Origin of the sequence: Coleofasciculus sp. G2-EDA-02 (genome assembly GCF_040226375.1) — a bacterium.
In the GTDB taxonomy this organism is placed as follows: domain Bacteria; phylum Cyanobacteriota; class Cyanobacteriia; order Cyanobacteriales; family Coleofasciculaceae; genus Coleofasciculus.
Map to the genome: position 1 here is coordinate 1 of NZ_JAVKEW010000005.1, position 16,293 is coordinate 16,293.

Consider the following 16,293-nt stretch of genomic DNA (forward strand, 5'->3'; position numbering starts at 1 on the left):
CCATTACCCGCCCCTACAATTGTCCCATTACCCGCCCCTACAATTGTCCCATTACCCGCCCCTACAATTGTCCCATTACCCGCCCCTACAATTGTCCCATTACCCGCCCCTACAATTGTCCCATTACCCGACCCTACAATTGTCCCATTACCCGCCCCTACAAATGACATAAGACAATTTAACGCCGTCTCCTTCCCGTCGAACGCTGACGGCTGCCAGAACTGCTACCAAAACCACCGGAACGATTCCTGCGCGTCGAATCAGATTTATTAGAAGGGCGCAAATCACTAGACCCGAAACCTGAACCTGTCGCCCGATTACCTGTTTGGCGATTTTTGTCAGCCGTTGCAGATGTATCAGATGAGCGTCTTAATTGACCTGTACTGCGGAAGGCTTGACGATTTTTTACCGCAGGTGGTGGTTGATTATGACGGGCTTGATATCGGTCTACCGCTTGGGAGTAGGTGCTTCCATATCCACCATATCCAGTCATTATCCCACCCGGTTGATAAACAGGGGGTACATAATAGCTGGGTCGAAATAATAAACTCCCCAAGGCTTGACCCGCCATAGCGCCTGCAAATGGTGTCCAGAAACTGGATTCCCGCCGCACAATTACGGTTTCCGGTTGACCCGTTTGAGTATTCGTTTGGGTTTCGGTAACGTTATGGACATATTCAATCCGAAAGTCCTCACTCAAGTACATATCGGCTTGACCATTTTCGATCTGCAAATAAGCCTTTTTACCCGCCGCTATTTCCTCATCGGTTAGACGGGCTAATCGCAAATCTGGACTACGAAAAACAGGGGGTGTACCGGCTGGCGTATTCAGCAACATCAGGTTATATTCACCACTGACATCATCGTAAGTGGCTTGTTGAACCGGATATTTCCCATTACTAAACTGCTGGGCATTTGAGGTAACATTGACCGTCTGATTTGGAGTTTTGGTGACGGAATCAGAACCACAAGCTAGGGTGGTTAGACACAATGACAAAGACATGAAAATGATGATAAATTTTCGCAGCATATCAGAAAATTATTGAATTGGGTGATTCATTGGCAACTGTGAACAGATTAATCTGAAATAATAGTATCATTGGTGGTACTATTACACCTTAGCGTAATTACCCCAGTTGATTAGATATTCCGGAAAAGTCATTGAGCCTTTGATTCAGCTCATCCCAGGGGCTGATAAAATAACAGAATGCAACAGATTACAGGGACAACTAAACTCTTGGGCGTAATTGGTCATCCGGTGGAGCATTCTCTATCACCAATTATGCACAATCGCGCGATCGCACAGTTGGGTGTGGATTATGTCTATCTCCCTCTACCTGTTAAACCGGAGGATTTAGATGTCGCCGTGGCGGGGTTTGCGGCGATGGGTTTGCAAGGCTTTAATATCACGATTCCCCATAAGCAAGCCATTATTCCCCTGTTATCGGAGGTATCTGATATCGCCCAACTGGTGGGTGCGGTGAACACCGTTTGGCGTACTGATCAAGGCTGGAGTGGGACGAATACTGATGTCTTAGGGTTTATCGCACCCCTGAACCAATATAAGCGAGATTGGCATCAAACCAAGGCGGTAGTATTAGGCTATGGCGGTGCAGCACGCGCTGTTGTCGTGGGTTGTATGCAGTTGGGTTGTCCTGAGATTTGGGTTGTAGGTCGTAATCCTTATAAGTTAAGTCAGTTTCAGCAAAGTTGGACAGATACTCCCTTGTCTAAGATTCTACAGGCTTATCCCTGGGAGGAAATGCCACAATTACTACAACAAGCCGATTTACTGGTGAATACAACGCCTGTGGGGATGTATCCTCATGTCGAGCAATCTCCTGTAGATGAACAGACAATGCAAGGATTGCCCAAAGGCGCGATCGCGTATGATTTAATTTACACCCCAAATCCCACAAAATTTCTACAACAAGCCAAACACCAAGGCGCGATTCCCATTGACGGCTTAGAAATGTTAGTGCAACAAGGTGCTGCCGCCTTAGAAATTTGGTTAAAACAAACACCACCCGTTGAGATCATGCGAGAATCCCTGCAACAAATTTTTTCCTCGTAGGGGTGAAGCATTTGGGAAATTAACTGTTGACACCAACGGCAAACGCCTCTACCCAAATGCTTCACCCAATCCCCAGAATTAACGTTTTTTCTGATTTTATCCTTAATTAAATTAAAGGCGGTTAAGCCAGGGGGGATGATGGTTGTCAAGGGGAAGGGTTTCTATCATGATCGATTAATTAAAGGCTTAATTTTTTCAGCAACTGCTGATGCGCCAGCTTGTTTTTCCGGTTGGCGAGTATACCAATAAGCCCAAGCTATTAACACGGCTTGAAAAGGTAGCCTAATCCAATAAAATAATTGACTGTGGGGAATACCTTCAATCTTGATGTTATGCAGTGTCATGTAGATATTGGCAGGAAACACCGCAATAAACAGAGAAATCAGTCCCCAGGCGGCGGCGACGCTGACGAATGGAATCATTAAACCAATACCGCCGAGAATCTCGAAGAACCCGCTCACATAGACAGACGTCAAGGGGGGAAAGGGTGGGGGAACGATGCGGGCATATTGTTCTGGTTTCAGGAAATGGGTGATACCGACGATGATGGTACATACAGCAAAAACACCCCGAAGGATTTCTTTGCGGCGATAACTGTTGTCAGGTGATTGAGACATAGGGAATATAGGAAACTCACGCTCACAGGATAGAGGCTGAGTCGCGATCGCGCGTCTATCGGGAGTTAGCTCTTAAACTGCTCGATAACCAGTAGCAGCGATTTCAATCGCCTCCTCAAAAGCTTAGTTTCATGGTATAGTGGTCAGGGTTACTGGGTTATTTAAAGGAGGCAGAGCCTCCCCAAGAGCATTCCCAGGCAAAGCCTAGGAACGAGCCTTAAACCGGCACCACGGCTTGCTGATACACCTGTTGTGTCACCTGAACTAACCGTTGCATGGCGGTTTCTAATTCGCGATCGCTGGCGGTGAGACTAATCCGAATGCACTGATGTTTGTGTTCCCACTCTTCCCGTAATCCAGGAAAAAAGGTGTTTCCGGGAACCACGATTACCCCCACCTGCTTTAAGTGTTGATAAAAGTCCCAATCGGTTATCGGTAAATCTTTTAACCACAACCAGGCAAAAATTGCGCCTTCACCTCTATGTAAAAACCAAGGTAACTCCTTGGGCATAAATTGGTTCAACGCTGTTTCTAAGACGGCAAACTTTTGCTGATAATAAGGACGAATTACATTAACAGAAATCTCAGCCAATGCGCCAGAATTAATCGCCCGTGCTGCGATCGCTTGTCCGTAACGGGAGGAATGGATGCACAGATTCGTCTGGAAGGATTCCAAAATACCAATCATATCCGGATCACCAATGGCGACGCCAATTCGTTCTCCGGGTAATCCGGCTTTGGATAAACTCAGGCAATGGATAATATTATCACCAAAAATTGGTGTCATTTCGGTAAAATTTAATGCCGGAAATGGCGGCGCATAAGCGGAGTCAATGAACACCGGCACATGATCAGGTGCGGCGAGTTCGGCAATTTTTCCCACTTCGTTATCACTGAGAACGTTACCTGTGGGATTACAGGGACGAGAAAATATTACACATCCTGTCGTTTGGTTAATTTTCAATTGGCTGAAGTCGGGACGATATTTATAGCGATGCGCCGCTTCATCAATATCCAGGCTGGGTTTGTAGGCAATTACCGCTTCTGGGGTTAAGCTGACGCCACCATACCCGGTATAATCGGGACTCAGGGGGAGAACAATTTGTTTTAACTCACCGGCTTGGGTATAACCGCCAAAGGCATTCGCCCCATAGAAGTAAATGGATTGAGAACCGGGAGTAATTAAGATATTACGTTCAGTTAGGCTTAACCCATAACGCTGATTGAAATCCCGTGCGATCGCGTCAATCAATGGCTGGTATCCTTGAGATGACCCATAGCGGCAAACCACTTCACCGTATTCGGGACTTGCCAAGAGTTGGGCGGTACAGTCTCGCCACAATTGTTCCACCTCTGGCAAAATTACCGGATTTCCCGCACTGAGATTAATAAAATCTTGTCCCTGACCTGCTCGTAACGTTTCAATGATATCTTTCATAATAGCCCGGACGCCCGTCAGGTTGGACATCTGAGTGCCGAATTGAGTTAGAGACAGTTCTATCATGGGCGATCGCACTCGTTACAGAGGTTAACTTACTTTGCCGCGAATTGAATCAAATTTGCTGATTCGCTGGGGACTGTACTTATTTAACCGCAAATTGCACAACTCGACTCCCCCCATTCCCCATCCTTTTCTCAACTTGAAAGCTTACTATAGGTAAGGTAAACGCATAGACTGGGAGAACAACCACGGTTTACACACGCCCCCTAGCTCGACTGATCGAGCAACTACAACGCTTACCTGGAGTAGGTCCCAAGACTGCTCAACGATTGGCATTACATATTATTAAGCGCTCAGAGGATGAAGTCAAAGCCCTGGCGCAGGCTTTAATTGAGGCGAAAAAGCAGATTGGCTTGTGTCAGGTTTGCTTTCACCTGTCGGCTGAATCCGTTTGTGATATCTGTCGTAATCCGAATCGGGATAAAACAACGCTTTGTGTGGTGGCGGATTCCCGTGATGTGATTGCGTTGGAGAAAACACGGGAATATCGGGGAAATTATCATGTTCTCGGTGGGGTGATTTCTCCCATGGATGGAATTGGACCCGAACAATTGCACGTTGAACAACTGGTGCGCCGCGTTAGCCAGCAGAAGATTCAAGAGGTGATTTTAGCGATTAGTCCGAGTGTGGAAGGGGAAACGACGACGCTGTATGTTGGTCAACTATTGAAACCATTTACTAAGGTGACTCGAATTGCCTTTGGTTTACCCATGGGTGGGGATTTGGAATATGCTGATGAGGTGACGTTAGCACGAGCGTTGGAAGGGCGGCGGGAGTTGGATTAATTGGTGAGGGAACTCTTAACAGGGAACGGGGAACGGGGAAAAGGGAAAAGCGCACGTTGGTAAAGGGCGCACATCAGTTATTGGTGTTAACTTAAGCTCAAAAAGAAAGCAAGCCCTACCTAGAAAGTAGGATATGCCACTTAAGGGTGAGATGAACAGACGTTTAACTAATGAGGAGTTTGAGGAGCTATAAGTCCCACTCCATAATCTCTGACGCAAGCGTTGGGATGCCTTCACTCCTCAAGTCAATTGAGGGGGTTCGATACCCCTGAACTCGACATTTACCACTTGAAATAGATGTGGTAGAATCTAATTATGCTTCTCAACTACACCTACCGAATCAAGCCCGACCAACAACAAACCCAACTCCTCGATGAGTGGTTGGAAACGTTGCGGGTGTCCTACAACTACGCATTGCGGGAACTCAAGGATTGGATGGCTTCTAGAAAGTGTCCAATAGATAGGTGTAGTTTGGAGTCTGAGTACATTATGAGTGCAAATTATCCCTTTCCCAGTTACCACCAACAACAAAACAATTTGCCTAAAGCTAAGCAGGAATTTCCGCGACTCAAATCAGTTCCTTCCCAAGTTTTGCAAACCAACATCAGAAGGTTGCATGATGCTTGGGACTTCTTTAGACAAAGAGGGTATGGTTTCCCTCGCTTCAAGAAAGTGGGACAAGTGAAGTCGCTGCTATTCCCGCAATTCAAGACTAACCCAATCACAGGCTGGCAGATCCAACTCCCGAAGTTAGGGAAGGTGGAAATTAACTTGCATCGACCTGTTCCTGATGGCTTTATAGTTAAACAAGTACGGGTTGTTAAAAAGGCAATGGGATGGTTTGTTGTGATCACTTTGTACTCAGACATTGAGATTCCAAAACCCTTCCCTCATGGTCATGCTATTGGGGTTGATGTGGGACTGCTCTGTTACCTGGCAACCAGTGACGGCTTTGTTGAGCCTGGGCGCAAATTCTTCAAAACCGAGCACCGTCGGCTGAAAGTGCTACAACGTCGGTTGGCAAAGAAACAAAAGCGCTCTAAAAATTATGATCAAGCCAGGAGAAAGGTAGAGAAACAGCATAACCACATTGCTTTCAAGCGAAAGGATTATCAATTTAAGCTTGCCCATAAACTCTGTGCTATGGCGGATACTATCTTTGTTGAAGACATTGATTTCCGCACTATGGCAAAGGGCTTTTTAGGTAAGCATACGATTGATGCAGGGTTTGGGCAGTTTCGCTCTATCCTCAAGTTTGTTGGCAACAAACGAGGGGTATTTGTTGGAGAAGTAGACCATCGGGGAACTTCTCAGACTTGCCCGAATTGCCGAATCACGGTCAAAAAGGAACTCTCAGACCGAATTCATTACTGTCCTGAGTGCCATTATGAAGTAGATCGTGATGTGGCTGCTGCTCAAGAAATCTGTAATCGTGGAATAGAAACGTATCCAGGGACTCTGGAGAAGCAAGAAATTGGCTCTCAAGTCGAGGTGTCGGGGGTTATGTGCCTAGATAACTGGCGTAGGGGAGCAATGCCCAATTGTGAGGTTGGGAAGCCGACGATGTAATCTTTGATTCATCGTCGGAGGATGTCACGGGTTTGCTGTTCCCGTTCTCCCACCACCGTCGCTACCGTACCCCCCAGACAGCTAAAAAACAAAGCAGCACCTGCCAACGTCGAGGGGGCGGCATTCTCAAAGGCTGGCGCCATCGACAATTGGGCGCGTTCTGCCAAAATATAACCATTGAGTAATAATACTGAAATGGGGAAAATCCCCCAAAACACCAAACTGCGGCGTCTTCGCCCCAGTTCAATTAAAATACGCTGGGCTACAGCAAATGTTTCATGGCAATAGTTCATTTGAATTTTCTGTCGGGGCGGGTTTCACTATTATTGTTTCTTGCCTCACCCAGATGCAACTCGCGCCCGCCCCATTCCATGTTCTCTGTTCCCTGTTTCTTAAACAATGACCAATGACAAATTAAACTCTCTTTACCTTTCCCGACGCACCGCCCTGAAACTCATCGGCGTCGCCGGGGTGGGTAGTGTCATCGGATATTCTCGCTGGGCAAAACCTCAACCGACGATTATTCAGCTAGATACCCTAGATTTGCCCCGAAACCTGACTAACTCTAAGTCTGTGGTAGTTGTGGGTGCAGGATTGGCGGGGCTTAGTTGTGCTTATGAGTTGAGTCAACGGGGTTTTGAGGTAACCTTATTAGAGCGATCGCCTCAACTCGGAGGTAAGATTGCTAGTTGGCAGATTCAGGTGGGAGATCAATCCCTATGGATGGAACACGGGTTCCATGGCTTTTTCCCCCACTACTATAATTTGAATCGTTTGGTGGCTCAGTTGGATATCCAGGATCATTTCCGTTCCCTGGAATTTTATTCCGTGGTTTTCCGGGATAATCAGTATCAGCCGGAAGTCTTTCGCCCCAGCCGTTCAGCGTTTCCCTGGAATGTGGTAGATTTAGCGATCGCGTCTTCAAATCGCTGGCGTTGGGGAATTAATCTGACGAAGCTGAAACATTGGCAGGTTTTCCGGGAAATTGGTGGCTTCCAAATTCCCGATACTTTTCAGCGCCTCGATCAATTATCGGTTGCTGATTGGATAAAAGGTGAGTTTCCCCAAGGACTTTATGATCTGTATTTTTTACCCTTTGCTAAATCCAGTCTCAATGCACCGGATCGGTTAAGTGTGGGCGAATTAATGCAGTTTTTCCATTTTTATTTTTTTGGCAATCCGGAAGGATTGGCGTTTAATGGGACGCGCCAAGATATGGGTAGGAGTTTGGTTGAACCAATTGCCCAAGCCATTCAAAATAAGCAGGGAAAAATTGTCACTGAAGCAACGGTAAGTAACATTAATTGGCAAGATGGACAGATTCATTCTCTTAGTTATCAGCAGGGAACAGCTCAAACCCCTGTGCCGTTTTGGGTGAAGCGGAATCAAAATCAGGTAACTGATGAAATAGAAGCTAACATTGACTATTACGGCGCAGGGGATGCCATGTTTGCCTTATTTCCAGAAGAGAACCAAGCCATTTCTCTGACTTGTACCCATCAAGGCTGTACAGTACAACCCCAAGCTGATGGTCAGTTTCTCTGTCCTTGTCATGGGGCGGTTTATAATTCCCAAGGACAGGTAATTGCCGGACCTGCGAAACGGGATTTACCCCGGTTTAAACTGATGCAACGCCAGGAGGATGAAGTGCAACTGGTAGGAATTCCTAGTCCGGATTCACCCCAGATATCCACAGAAACCATTCAGGCAGATTATTATGTCTTTGCCACCGATGTTCCCGGTGTACAACATCTGTTTAAATTGGCACAAGGGGATGTGAATCAGCAGGTATTAACTCAGGTAGAAAAATTAGCCGTGGCTGATCCTTTTGCCGTTGCCAGATTTTGGTTTGATCAAGATTTTCCCTGGGAGCATAGTAATTTTACTTCCCTTTCTGGGTATCGTCTCACCGATAGTATTGCCCTGTATCACCGCATCCAAGATGATTATATTCAGTGGCATGAAAAAACTGGGGGAAGTGTGGTAGAATTACATGCTTATTGTTATAAGGAAGACGAGTTTCCCAATCAGCAGGTTCTGTTAACTACCTTTGAACAGGAAATCTATGAAATTGTGCCACAATTGCAAACGGCGACGATGTTACACCGAGAATTAGTGAATCAGAAAAACTTCTCCGGTTATCCGCCAGGTAGTTATCAGAAACGCCCAGAAACGGATTCGGGTGTGGCGAATCTCTTCTTTGCCGGGGATTGGGTAAAAATGCCCTTTCCCTGTGGCTTAATGGAACGGGCGGTGAGTAGTGGATTCCTGGCGGCTAATGGGATTATACACCGAGAAGGATTGCAACGGCGATCGCTGTTATCGGTGAATCCAGAGGGAATTTTTTCAATATGATTTGTCTTATGTCAGAAACCCTTGATACACCGTAGGGTGGGCAATGCCCACCATCCTTAAGTAGGAATCTCGCCAACGGTACAAGCAATTGTAGGGGCGGGTTTAGGAAATCAATGTTGAATCCTACCGATTAACGTATCAACAAAACCCGCCCTGATTTCCCAAATCACCTATCCCCAACGGAGAGGAACAAGCTATGATTAGAGGTGCGATCGCGAAATTAGGACTGATTACTTTATTCGCAGGAATCTCGCCAACAGTAAAGGCACAGGAATCTCCTCCATACATTCCCCAGACAGCAGCAGCCTTGGCGCTGCAAGCTGAGGTGCAAGAGTATTTAAATGCCGTCAATCTGGCGCAATTAAATTATTTTCTTAACTATTCTCAGTTTGCCACAACCTTAGCCGAATTAAATCTGGCTGGGTTCCAGGAAACAGAGAATTATCGTTATCTGATGCTACCTGCACAGAATCCACGTCAGGGTATGATTTTAATTGCCCAAGCGAAAAACCCGAGACTGAAAAGTTATGCGGGGGCGGCTTTTATTTTGTCGTTAGGTGAAATTATCAAAGGGATTGGTGGGATTTGTGAAACAAATTTGCCTTCAACGTCTCCGCCTGTGATTCCGACAGCGCCGACGTTTGCTTCAACGGGTATATTATGTCCCTTTGGTTCTCATGCGTTAACGGATTTTGATCGGGACACAATATTATAGTTATTGGTGAGATAGGGCGGGTTTTGTTGTTCCGTTATTTCAGCAATAGCTGACTTAAATTCCTAAACCCGCCCCGACAATGGCTAAACCCGCCCCGACAATGGCTAAATCTGCCCCGACAATGGTTAAATCTGCCCCTACAATTAAATTAAAATTACAATTTAATTATGATTTATGATGAAAAATATAGACGTTCGCCAACTCGATATTAATTTAAATCATTGGTATGTTGTCGCCCGCAGTGATGAAGTCAAATCTCAACCTCTAGGAGTAATCCTTTGGCATCAAGAGATTGTTATTTATCGAGATAGTACAGGTCAAATTCATGCCCTAGAAAACCGTTGTCCTCATCGAGAAGTTAAATTAAGTCACGGTAAAATTAAAGATGATTTGTTGGAATGCGTCTATCACGGATGGCAGTTTAAACCAACCGGAGACTGTGCATCTGTTCCTTATTTAGCTGATCATCAAAAACTGCCGAGTTGTAAAATTCGCGCCTATCCGGTGCAGGAAAAGGATGGGTTTATTTGGCTATTTCCAGGGGATAAGTCTGGGGAAATTCGACAACCGATGGCAATACCCGAGTGGGAGCATCTGAATTATATTGCCACAGTTTCCACGATTGACTGTAATGCCCATTATTCCTTTCTAATTGAAAATCTGATGGATATGTATCATGGGCATTTACATCAGGATTGGCAAGCTTGGGCTGCTCCGGTTTTGGCGGATATCGATGAAGATGAACATCGGGTGGATGCTCATTATCAGGCAAAAAGTTATTATAAAATTGATAAAATATGGTCGATTTCTCAGTTGTTTTTTCCGGCGCTACGCCGCTTGCACCCGGAACCGTTGGATGTGAGTTATGTTTATCCCCATTGGGTGTCAAGTTTGGGACAGGATTTTAAGATTTACTGTTTATTGTGCCCAGTGAATTTGCGGAAAACTCGTGCCTATTTGATTCATTTCACGTCGCTAAATGCATTTTGGCGGTTGCATAAGTTACCGATTTGGTTTCGGCGGTGGATTAAGGATAGTTTATTCGGTTCAGCACAGGGGTTGTTGGATGGATTGGTGTGTCAGGATGTGCAGATGATTGAGGAGGAACAACTGGCATATTTGGCGAATCCTGAACGAAAGGGGTATGAGTTAAATCGGGCGTTGGTGAGTGTGCAACGGCTGATGGGTAAGCAGAGTGAATTGTAGGGGCGGGTAATGGGATTTGATTTGGGTTGTTGATGATAAAGTTGGTGCAAAACCCGCCCGTGAATTGTCGGGGCGGGTTTAGGGATTGATATCATGTCCGGTTGAATACCCATAATTACGGTGATGGGAAGTAGGGGCTTGGTAACCAAGCCCGTACATTTTTAGTAGGGGTGATTTGCCGGACATCATATGATACCAAATCCGGGTTAGCTACCCCCGTTATAACCTAGTCCGCGCAGGCGGACTTTGTTTGTGTAGCAGCGATTTCAATCGCCGTGGAAAAAGGGGGTGATAAAGGCGGATTTGGTATGAATTGTGAATTTTGTTGATAATGTTTGTGACAAAACCCGCCCTTTCTTAAGGTTTAATGTATATTTTGCGTTGATGGTGTCGGCGTTACGATGATAGGGCTAAAGCCCTTACTACGAACTACGAACTTAAAGGTAGGGTGACGGTAAATGTTGTGCCGACGCCAACTTCACTCTCTACTTTAATTGTCCCGCCATGTAATTCGACGGCTTTTTGTACTATTGATAGCCCTAATCCTGTTCCGGATAAGTTGCTGACATTTCTCGCTCGATGGAAGGGGTCAAAGATGTGTGATAAGTCTTCTCTGGGAATGCCAATTCCTTGATCCTGAATCCGAAAGGATATATTATTACCCTCATAGGTCAAGGATAACTCTATGGTACTGTCTGGTAGGGAATAGTTAATCGCGTTGGATAATAAGTTGCCTAATATCTGATAGAGGAGTTTTTCATCCAGGCAAACGCTATGATTTCTCCTTTGACAGTTAAAGTGAATCGTTTTACGGCTACCTGCTATGACTTGATAGTCTTCCACCACATTTTGGCAGAATTGCTCTATGTCGATTAATGTGGGGCTTAATTCGAGTTTGTCGGCGCTGGCTTTACTAAAGACTAAGACATCATCGAGTATTTTAGTAATCCGCCGCACGGCTTTATCAGTTCGTTGTAGCAACTGATTGCATGTTTCTTCACTCAATCCATCGTGAGAACGGGCGAGGAGTTGCGCGGAAACGTAAATCATGTTTAGCGGCGTGCGGAATTCGTGGGAGACGGTTTGGATAAAGCGTGATTTGAGTTCGCTGAATTCTTTTTCTGCTTCTAATTCTTGGCGTAAGCTTTCTACCTGATGGCGATAACTCATGTCTCGAATTAACCAGCGCAATCCCACGATTTCAGATTGGGGGTTGAGAACAGCAGAGATGGAAATCTCCGCCGGAAAAGGTTCACTTTGGCGCGGTTGCAGGAATACTTCCCAGTCTCTGTACAGCAGAGTTGTGGAAAAGTCGGGGGGGGATAAATGGGTTAGTCGGTTTAATTGAGTGCGAAAGGTGGATTTGCTAATATCGGCAACAAAGACAGCGAGGGGTTTGCCGATTAGACGCCTCTGTTCTATATTCAGCAGGGTGGCAGCAGCGTGGTTGGCGTCTTGAATTGTACCGGATGCGGTGGTGATCACATAGCCGTCTGGGGCGAATTCAAATAATTCTTGATACCGTCGGCGTTCGTTTTCTGTGGTTTGATGCGCCGCTGCGAGTTCCTGATTCCGTTCTTGGATTTCTTCGACAGCAACTTGTAATTCCTCTAGGGTGGTTGATAATTCAGCAATAGTTTCAGTCAACTGAGTTGAGTATTGATCGGGTAAGATGTCAACTTCAGGTTGATTCTGTGCTAAGCGCTCTTGAGCTTTTTGAATATGATCCCGAATGGCTTCGGTTAATGTGTCTGAGGATACATTCAGTTTTTTTTTACTGATTGGTTACTATTCATTGTTTTCTCCATGACATCACTGGTGTCTAGGTTATCGAGATTTATCTGTGGTCAAGGCAGCATTTTATGTATGATTGCGTTTAAAAAGCAGTATTTATATTATATCTCATTTAAGCTGTACCCTTTAGTATTCTTCAATGCAGATGGAAAAAGGTTACAAATAACCTGGTAAGGTAGCAAAAAATGATTCCTGCTTAAATGAACGTGATATCAGAGCTTGAGTCAGAGGTCTATACAGGGACTTTAGTACCTTATTATAGTCATTTTCAAAATTATCAACTTTCGATTCTAGGACGATTGACGTTTGTCTGGCTATCTCAAAATAGTTGTACCACTATTTGTAGGGGCACGACTTGTCGTGCCCCTACAAGAAATTTTTTTAATTTCGGGGCGATAAGTTGAGGGTCAATGTCGTGCAAATGTCAATCTTACTCTGGACATAAATTGTGCCTTTGTGTAAATCTACAGTTTTTTTCCCGATCGCGAGTCCTAGTCCTGCCCCATTTATTGTACCCCTATCAGTTATCAGTTACCAGTTATCAGCACCATTGTAGAGACGCTTCAAAAGCGCGTCTCTACATAAATGATGTGTCCTAACAGCTATGGCGGTTGCTATATCAGTTATCAGTTATCGATCACTGTTCACTGTTGAGTTCAAATTCTACGGGATCACCGTGGGGTGAGTATTTCAGGGCGTTTGTGAGTAAGTTACTCAAAATTTGCCGCCGCAGTTTGGAGTCATTTATCATTAGTATCTGGGAATTCATCATTTAGACAGGGCGGGTTTAGTGACATTGGGGCGAGCAAAAAACGATAGTCGTGAAAGTGAGCCCCTACACACAGACGCGATGCCAGAAGCATCTCTACATTGCACCCCATCACCCCCTCATCCCTCTCCTTGATTCTCCAATTCTTCCATCAGTATAATCGTTCCGTATGATTGTTCTTCTTCTAATCCTTTCAAGCTTTGAAGCGTAACCCGACATTGAATGGACTGACCTCGGCGATTAATCGCAGCCACGGTTATTGTCTGGTGATTTTCCTCGCCCTGAAAACATTTACGGATAGGTTCGATCAACTGATCCACAGGTAAACCAATATCTAAACTCAGTAGGGATTTGTTTTGTACCTCGTCACTGCGTACTCCCCAAAGTTCATCGGCGTCTTGATTCCAACGGATAATATTAAATTCGCGGTCTACAATAATCACCCCAGTTTGGAAACTTTCCAGAATTGACGCTAAAAAGGAATTAGCTTGGTTGACTTCATCCGTCCGCAAGCGCAATTCTTCATTCATTGTCCGCCATTCTTCATTCGTAGACTCGAGTTCTTCATTCATTGTCTCCAGTTCTTCGTTCGTCGATTGCAGTTCCTCGTTAGTGGTTTCTAATTCCTGGTTGGTGCATTGCAGTTCCTCGTTGATTGTTTCTAATTCCTCATTAGTTGACTGAAGTTCCTCATTCGCCGTCTCCAGTTCTTGGGTGGACGTTTGATATTTATTTTGTAATTGGTTGTAGCTAGTGACATCATTAAAAGAAATACTCACTCCCAGCCACTGATTGTCATTGCCGTTTTCCTGTAAGGGGGTAATTTGCACATCCAAGTACTGAGTCTCATCTGACTGATTCTGCACCACATCGCTAATCGTAATCGATTTGCGATCGCGATAGACATCATCAATGAGGGACCGAAGTTCTAGGGGACGGTAGGAAAGTTCTAAATCCCGAAACAGTTTGCCAATATCTTGCCGTTTAATGTCAAACATCGACCGGGCGCTCACATTTGCCAAAACCAAGTAGCCATTTGCATCAACAATAACTTGAGCCATGGGTGAGGTGTTAAATGCCGCTTCTCGCAGGCGCACCCGGTCAGACACACGGCTCTTCGCCTCTTCATCCCCAGATGGGGAAAAAAGCAGCCGGCGATCGCTCAGCTTCTGCTTTGGCACTTTGGTAAAGATGCGGTGCTGTAAACTCAAGGGTCTAAACAGATTGCTATTGCTTAGCAGCATCTCCGCTTTGCCCAAAAATAGAGCGCCGTTTTCATTTAGGGCAAAGTGAAAACGTGCCAAAATATTTTTCTGGGTTTCCGCATTAAAGTACATCAGCGTGTTGCGGCAAATCAGCAAATCCAGTCGGGAAATTGGCGCATTTTGTACCAAATCATTACGACCAAAAATCACCATACGCCTTACCTCAGACCGGAAGACATAGTGATTGCCGACTTTTTCAAAATAGCGCTGTCGCTGTTCCTCGGGAATATCTTTTAAAGCTTTGGGTTCATACTTAGCACTACGGGCTTGATTTAAGGCTTCTTCATCGACATCCGTGGCATAGATTTTGACTCGCTGGCGAAATTGATCAAAACCCAAAATTTCTGCCAAAAGAATGGCGATAGAGTAGGCTTCTTGCCCAGAGGAACAACCAGAACTCCAGACGCGGATTTGGTCTTGTTCATCCTTTTCCTGCAACAGTTTCGGCAGGGTTTGCTCTTGCAAATAGTCCCAGGCGTCGGTATCCCGGAAAAATTTGGTAACGTTGATCAAAATCGTATTGAACAGCAGCTCAAATTCTTCGGGATTAACTTCTATGTAGTCCAGATAACCACCAAAATTATCGATGTTGTGGGACTGCATTCGCCGGGTTATCCGCCGCTTTAATGTAGAGCGTTTGTAGCCGGTAAAATCAAACCCGCGTGTTTCTTTTATGTATTCCAGTAGCGCTTCAAAAATTCTATTTTCTTCTTTTTCTTGGTCATTCGTCATTAGTTATTTGTCGTTGGGTATTACTGATTACTGATAAATATTAAAATATTCTAACCTCTGCCTTCTTTTACCAGTTGAATAAGTGTTGAGGCAATTTCCGATAGGGGTAAAATTAAATCAACCATCCCGGTGTCAATGGCAGAACTGGGCATACCAGAGTGTTCCGCCGTTTCTGGATCTTGACTAATCACCATACCGCCCATTTTCGCGATCGCCTGTACTCCTTGTTTGCCATCTTTCCCTGTCCCTGTCAACACTACAGCGATTGCCCGATCTCGATAACTTTTTGCCAGGGACTCAAACAGTAAATCTGCCGAGGGACGGACAAAATTAACGATAGGTGACTGAGTTAGGGAAAGGGTACCATCAGAGTTTACCAAAACATGATAATCTGGTTGGGCAATATAGACCTGTCCCGGAGTTAGCTTGTCTCCTTCCTCCGTCTGCTTAATCGGCAAAGAAATACGCCGGCGGAGTATCTCTGCCATTAGAGAAGGGTGAGTGCGGTCAAGATGCTGTAAGACTAGAACCGCCGCCGGAAAGTCAGTCGGTAGATCGGATAAAACTTGAGATAGCGCCTTTAGCCCTCCTGCGGATGCGGCGATGGCGATGACATCAAAGGCGGTATTGGCGAAGGCTGGCGGGGGATTGTTGGGTTGATCAACCTGGGGTTGTTGCATTTTATTAGAGGTAGCACCGAACTATAAGAGTTGACGCCTTTAGTCTATCGGTTTTGGCAATATCGGCGCGAGGTCAGGGGAGGGAATCGGAAACAGTGACCAAATAGGGGTTTGGTGACCAAATAGGGGTTTGGTGACCAAATAGGGGTTTGGTGACCAAATAGGGGTTTGGTGACCAAATAGGGGTTTGGTGACCAAATAGGGGTTTGGTGACCAAATAGGGGTTTGGTG

General features: G+C 45.4%; 12 protein-coding genes and 2 pseudogenes. 6 read left to right on the forward strand and 8 right to left on the reverse strand.

Features of this window, described 5'->3' with window-relative positions:
* Positions 1–178: 178 nt before the first annotated feature.
* Entirely contained in the window at positions 179–1,030 is an 852-nt protein-coding gene (locus RLO19_RS00295; RefSeq protein ID WP_446352795.1) for a hypothetical protein, read from the reverse strand.
* A gap of 177 nt (positions 1,031–1,207) precedes the next feature.
* On the opposite strand from RLO19_RS00295, the gene RLO19_RS00300 reads away from it, so the two are divergent.
* The gene (locus tag RLO19_RS00300) at positions 1,208–2,074 is read left to right on the forward strand and encodes a shikimate dehydrogenase (protein ID WP_446352797.1); all 867 of its coding nucleotides are present in this window, start codon (positions 1,208–1,210) and stop codon (positions 2,072–2,074) included.
* 164 nt (positions 2,075–2,238) lie between these two features.
* Here the strand turns inward: RLO19_RS00300 and RLO19_RS00305 are convergent, their stop codons facing one another.
* Positions 2,239–2,691, reverse strand: coding sequence for a DoxX family protein (locus RLO19_RS00305; RefSeq protein ID WP_446352799.1), 453 nt, complete (start codon positions 2,689–2,691; stop codon positions 2,239–2,241).
* A gap of 217 nt (positions 2,692–2,908) precedes the next feature.
* Positions 2,909–4,195, reverse strand: coding sequence for a valine--pyruvate transaminase (locus tag RLO19_RS00310; protein WP_446352801.1), 1,287 nt, complete (start codon positions 4,193–4,195; stop codon positions 2,909–2,911).
* A gap of 188 nt (positions 4,196–4,383) precedes the next feature.
* Between RLO19_RS00310 and recR the strand changes: the two are divergent.
* Both recR and RLO19_RS00320 read left to right on the forward strand, forming a co-directional pair.
* Positions 4,384–4,977, forward strand: a pseudogene (gene recR / locus RLO19_RS00315) (recombination mediator RecR); the annotation flags it as partial.
* Between the two features lie 315 nt (positions 4,978–5,292).
* Positions 5,293–6,546 (forward strand): RNA-guided endonuclease InsQ/TnpB family protein, encoded by a 1,254-nt coding sequence (locus RLO19_RS00320; RefSeq protein WP_446352803.1) that lies wholly within the window; start codon positions 5,293–5,295, stop codon positions 6,544–6,546.
* Positions 6,547–6,575: 29 nt separating this feature from the next.
* Here the strand turns inward: RLO19_RS00320 and RLO19_RS00325 are convergent.
* Positions 6,576–6,839, reverse strand: a pseudogene (locus RLO19_RS00325) (ABC transporter permease); the annotation flags it as partial.
* Positions 6,840–6,945: 106 nt separating this feature from the next.
* Here RLO19_RS00325 and RLO19_RS00330 point away from each other — a divergent pair.
* From RLO19_RS00330 to RLO19_RS00340, 3 genes are all read left to right on the forward strand, one after another.
* A complete protein-coding gene (locus RLO19_RS00330) occupies positions 6,946–8,901 on the forward strand; it encodes an FAD-dependent oxidoreductase (RefSeq protein WP_446352805.1) in 1,956 nt (651 codons plus the stop codon).
* A 196-nt stretch (positions 8,902–9,097) separates the two neighbouring features.
* Positions 9,098–9,616, forward strand: a complete 519-nt coding sequence (locus RLO19_RS00335; RefSeq protein ID WP_446352807.1) for a type IV pilin-like G/H family protein — start codon at positions 9,098–9,100, stop codon at positions 9,614–9,616.
* A 174-nt stretch (positions 9,617–9,790) separates the two neighbouring features.
* Complete coding sequence (locus RLO19_RS00340) at positions 9,791–10,822, forward strand: aromatic ring-hydroxylating dioxygenase subunit alpha (RefSeq protein ID WP_446352808.1); 1,032 nt, start codon at positions 9,791–9,793, stop codon at positions 10,820–10,822.
* Positions 10,823–11,251: 429 nt separating this feature from the next.
* Here the strand turns inward: RLO19_RS00340 and RLO19_RS00345 are convergent, their stop codons facing one another.
* From RLO19_RS00345 to RLO19_RS00360, 4 genes are all read right to left on the reverse strand, one after another.
* Positions 11,252–12,469 (reverse strand): ATP-binding protein, encoded by a 1,218-nt coding sequence (locus tag RLO19_RS00345; RefSeq protein ID WP_446352810.1) that lies wholly within the window; start codon positions 12,467–12,469, stop codon positions 11,252–11,254.
* A gap of 1,035 nt (positions 12,470–13,504) precedes the next feature.
* Positions 13,505–15,382 (reverse strand): CheR family methyltransferase, encoded by a 1,878-nt coding sequence (locus RLO19_RS00350; protein WP_446352812.1) that lies wholly within the window; start codon positions 15,380–15,382, stop codon positions 13,505–13,507.
* A 50-nt stretch (positions 15,383–15,432) separates the two neighbouring features.
* Positions 15,433–16,062, reverse strand: coding sequence for a chemotaxis protein CheB (locus RLO19_RS00355; protein ID WP_446352814.1), 630 nt, complete (start codon positions 16,060–16,062; stop codon positions 15,433–15,435).
* Positions 16,063–16,101: 39 nt separating this feature from the next.
* The coding region (locus RLO19_RS00360) for a hypothetical protein (protein ID WP_446352815.1) at positions 16,102–16,293 on the reverse strand (192 nt) is incomplete at its 5' end.

Excerpts from the sequence above, each read along its gene's own strand:
- RLO19_RS00350 (WP_446352812.1), bottom strand. The coding sequence starts at position 15,382 with ATGACGAATGACCAAGAAAAAGAAGAAAATAGAATTTTTGAAGCGCTA.
- RLO19_RS00300 (WP_446352797.1), top strand. The coding sequence starts at position 1,208 with ATGCAACAGATTACAGGGACAACTAAACTCTTGGGCGTAATTGGTCAT.
- RLO19_RS00355 (WP_446352814.1), bottom strand. The coding sequence starts at position 16,062 with ATGCAACAACCCCAGGTTGATCAACCCAACAATCCCCCGCCAGCCTTC.
- RLO19_RS00310 (WP_446352801.1), bottom strand. The coding sequence starts at position 4,195 with ATGATAGAACTGTCTCTAACTCAATTCGGCACTCAGATGTCCAACCTG.
- RLO19_RS00340 (WP_446352808.1), top strand. The coding sequence starts at position 9,791 with ATGATGAAAAATATAGACGTTCGCCAACTCGATATTAATTTAAATCAT.
- RLO19_RS00295 (WP_446352795.1), bottom strand. The coding sequence starts at position 1,030 with ATGCTGCGAAAATTTATCATCATTTTCATGTCTTTGTCATTGTGTCTA.
- RLO19_RS00320 (WP_446352803.1), top strand. The coding sequence starts at position 5,293 with ATGCTTCTCAACTACACCTACCGAATCAAGCCCGACCAACAACAAACC.
- RLO19_RS00305 (WP_446352799.1), bottom strand. The coding sequence starts at position 2,691 with ATGTCTCAATCACCTGACAACAGTTATCGCCGCAAAGAAATCCTTCGG.
- RLO19_RS00330 (WP_446352805.1), top strand. The coding sequence starts at position 6,946 with ATGACCAATGACAAATTAAACTCTCTTTACCTTTCCCGACGCACCGCC.
- RLO19_RS00335 (WP_446352807.1), top strand. The coding sequence starts at position 9,098 with ATGATTAGAGGTGCGATCGCGAAATTAGGACTGATTACTTTATTCGCA.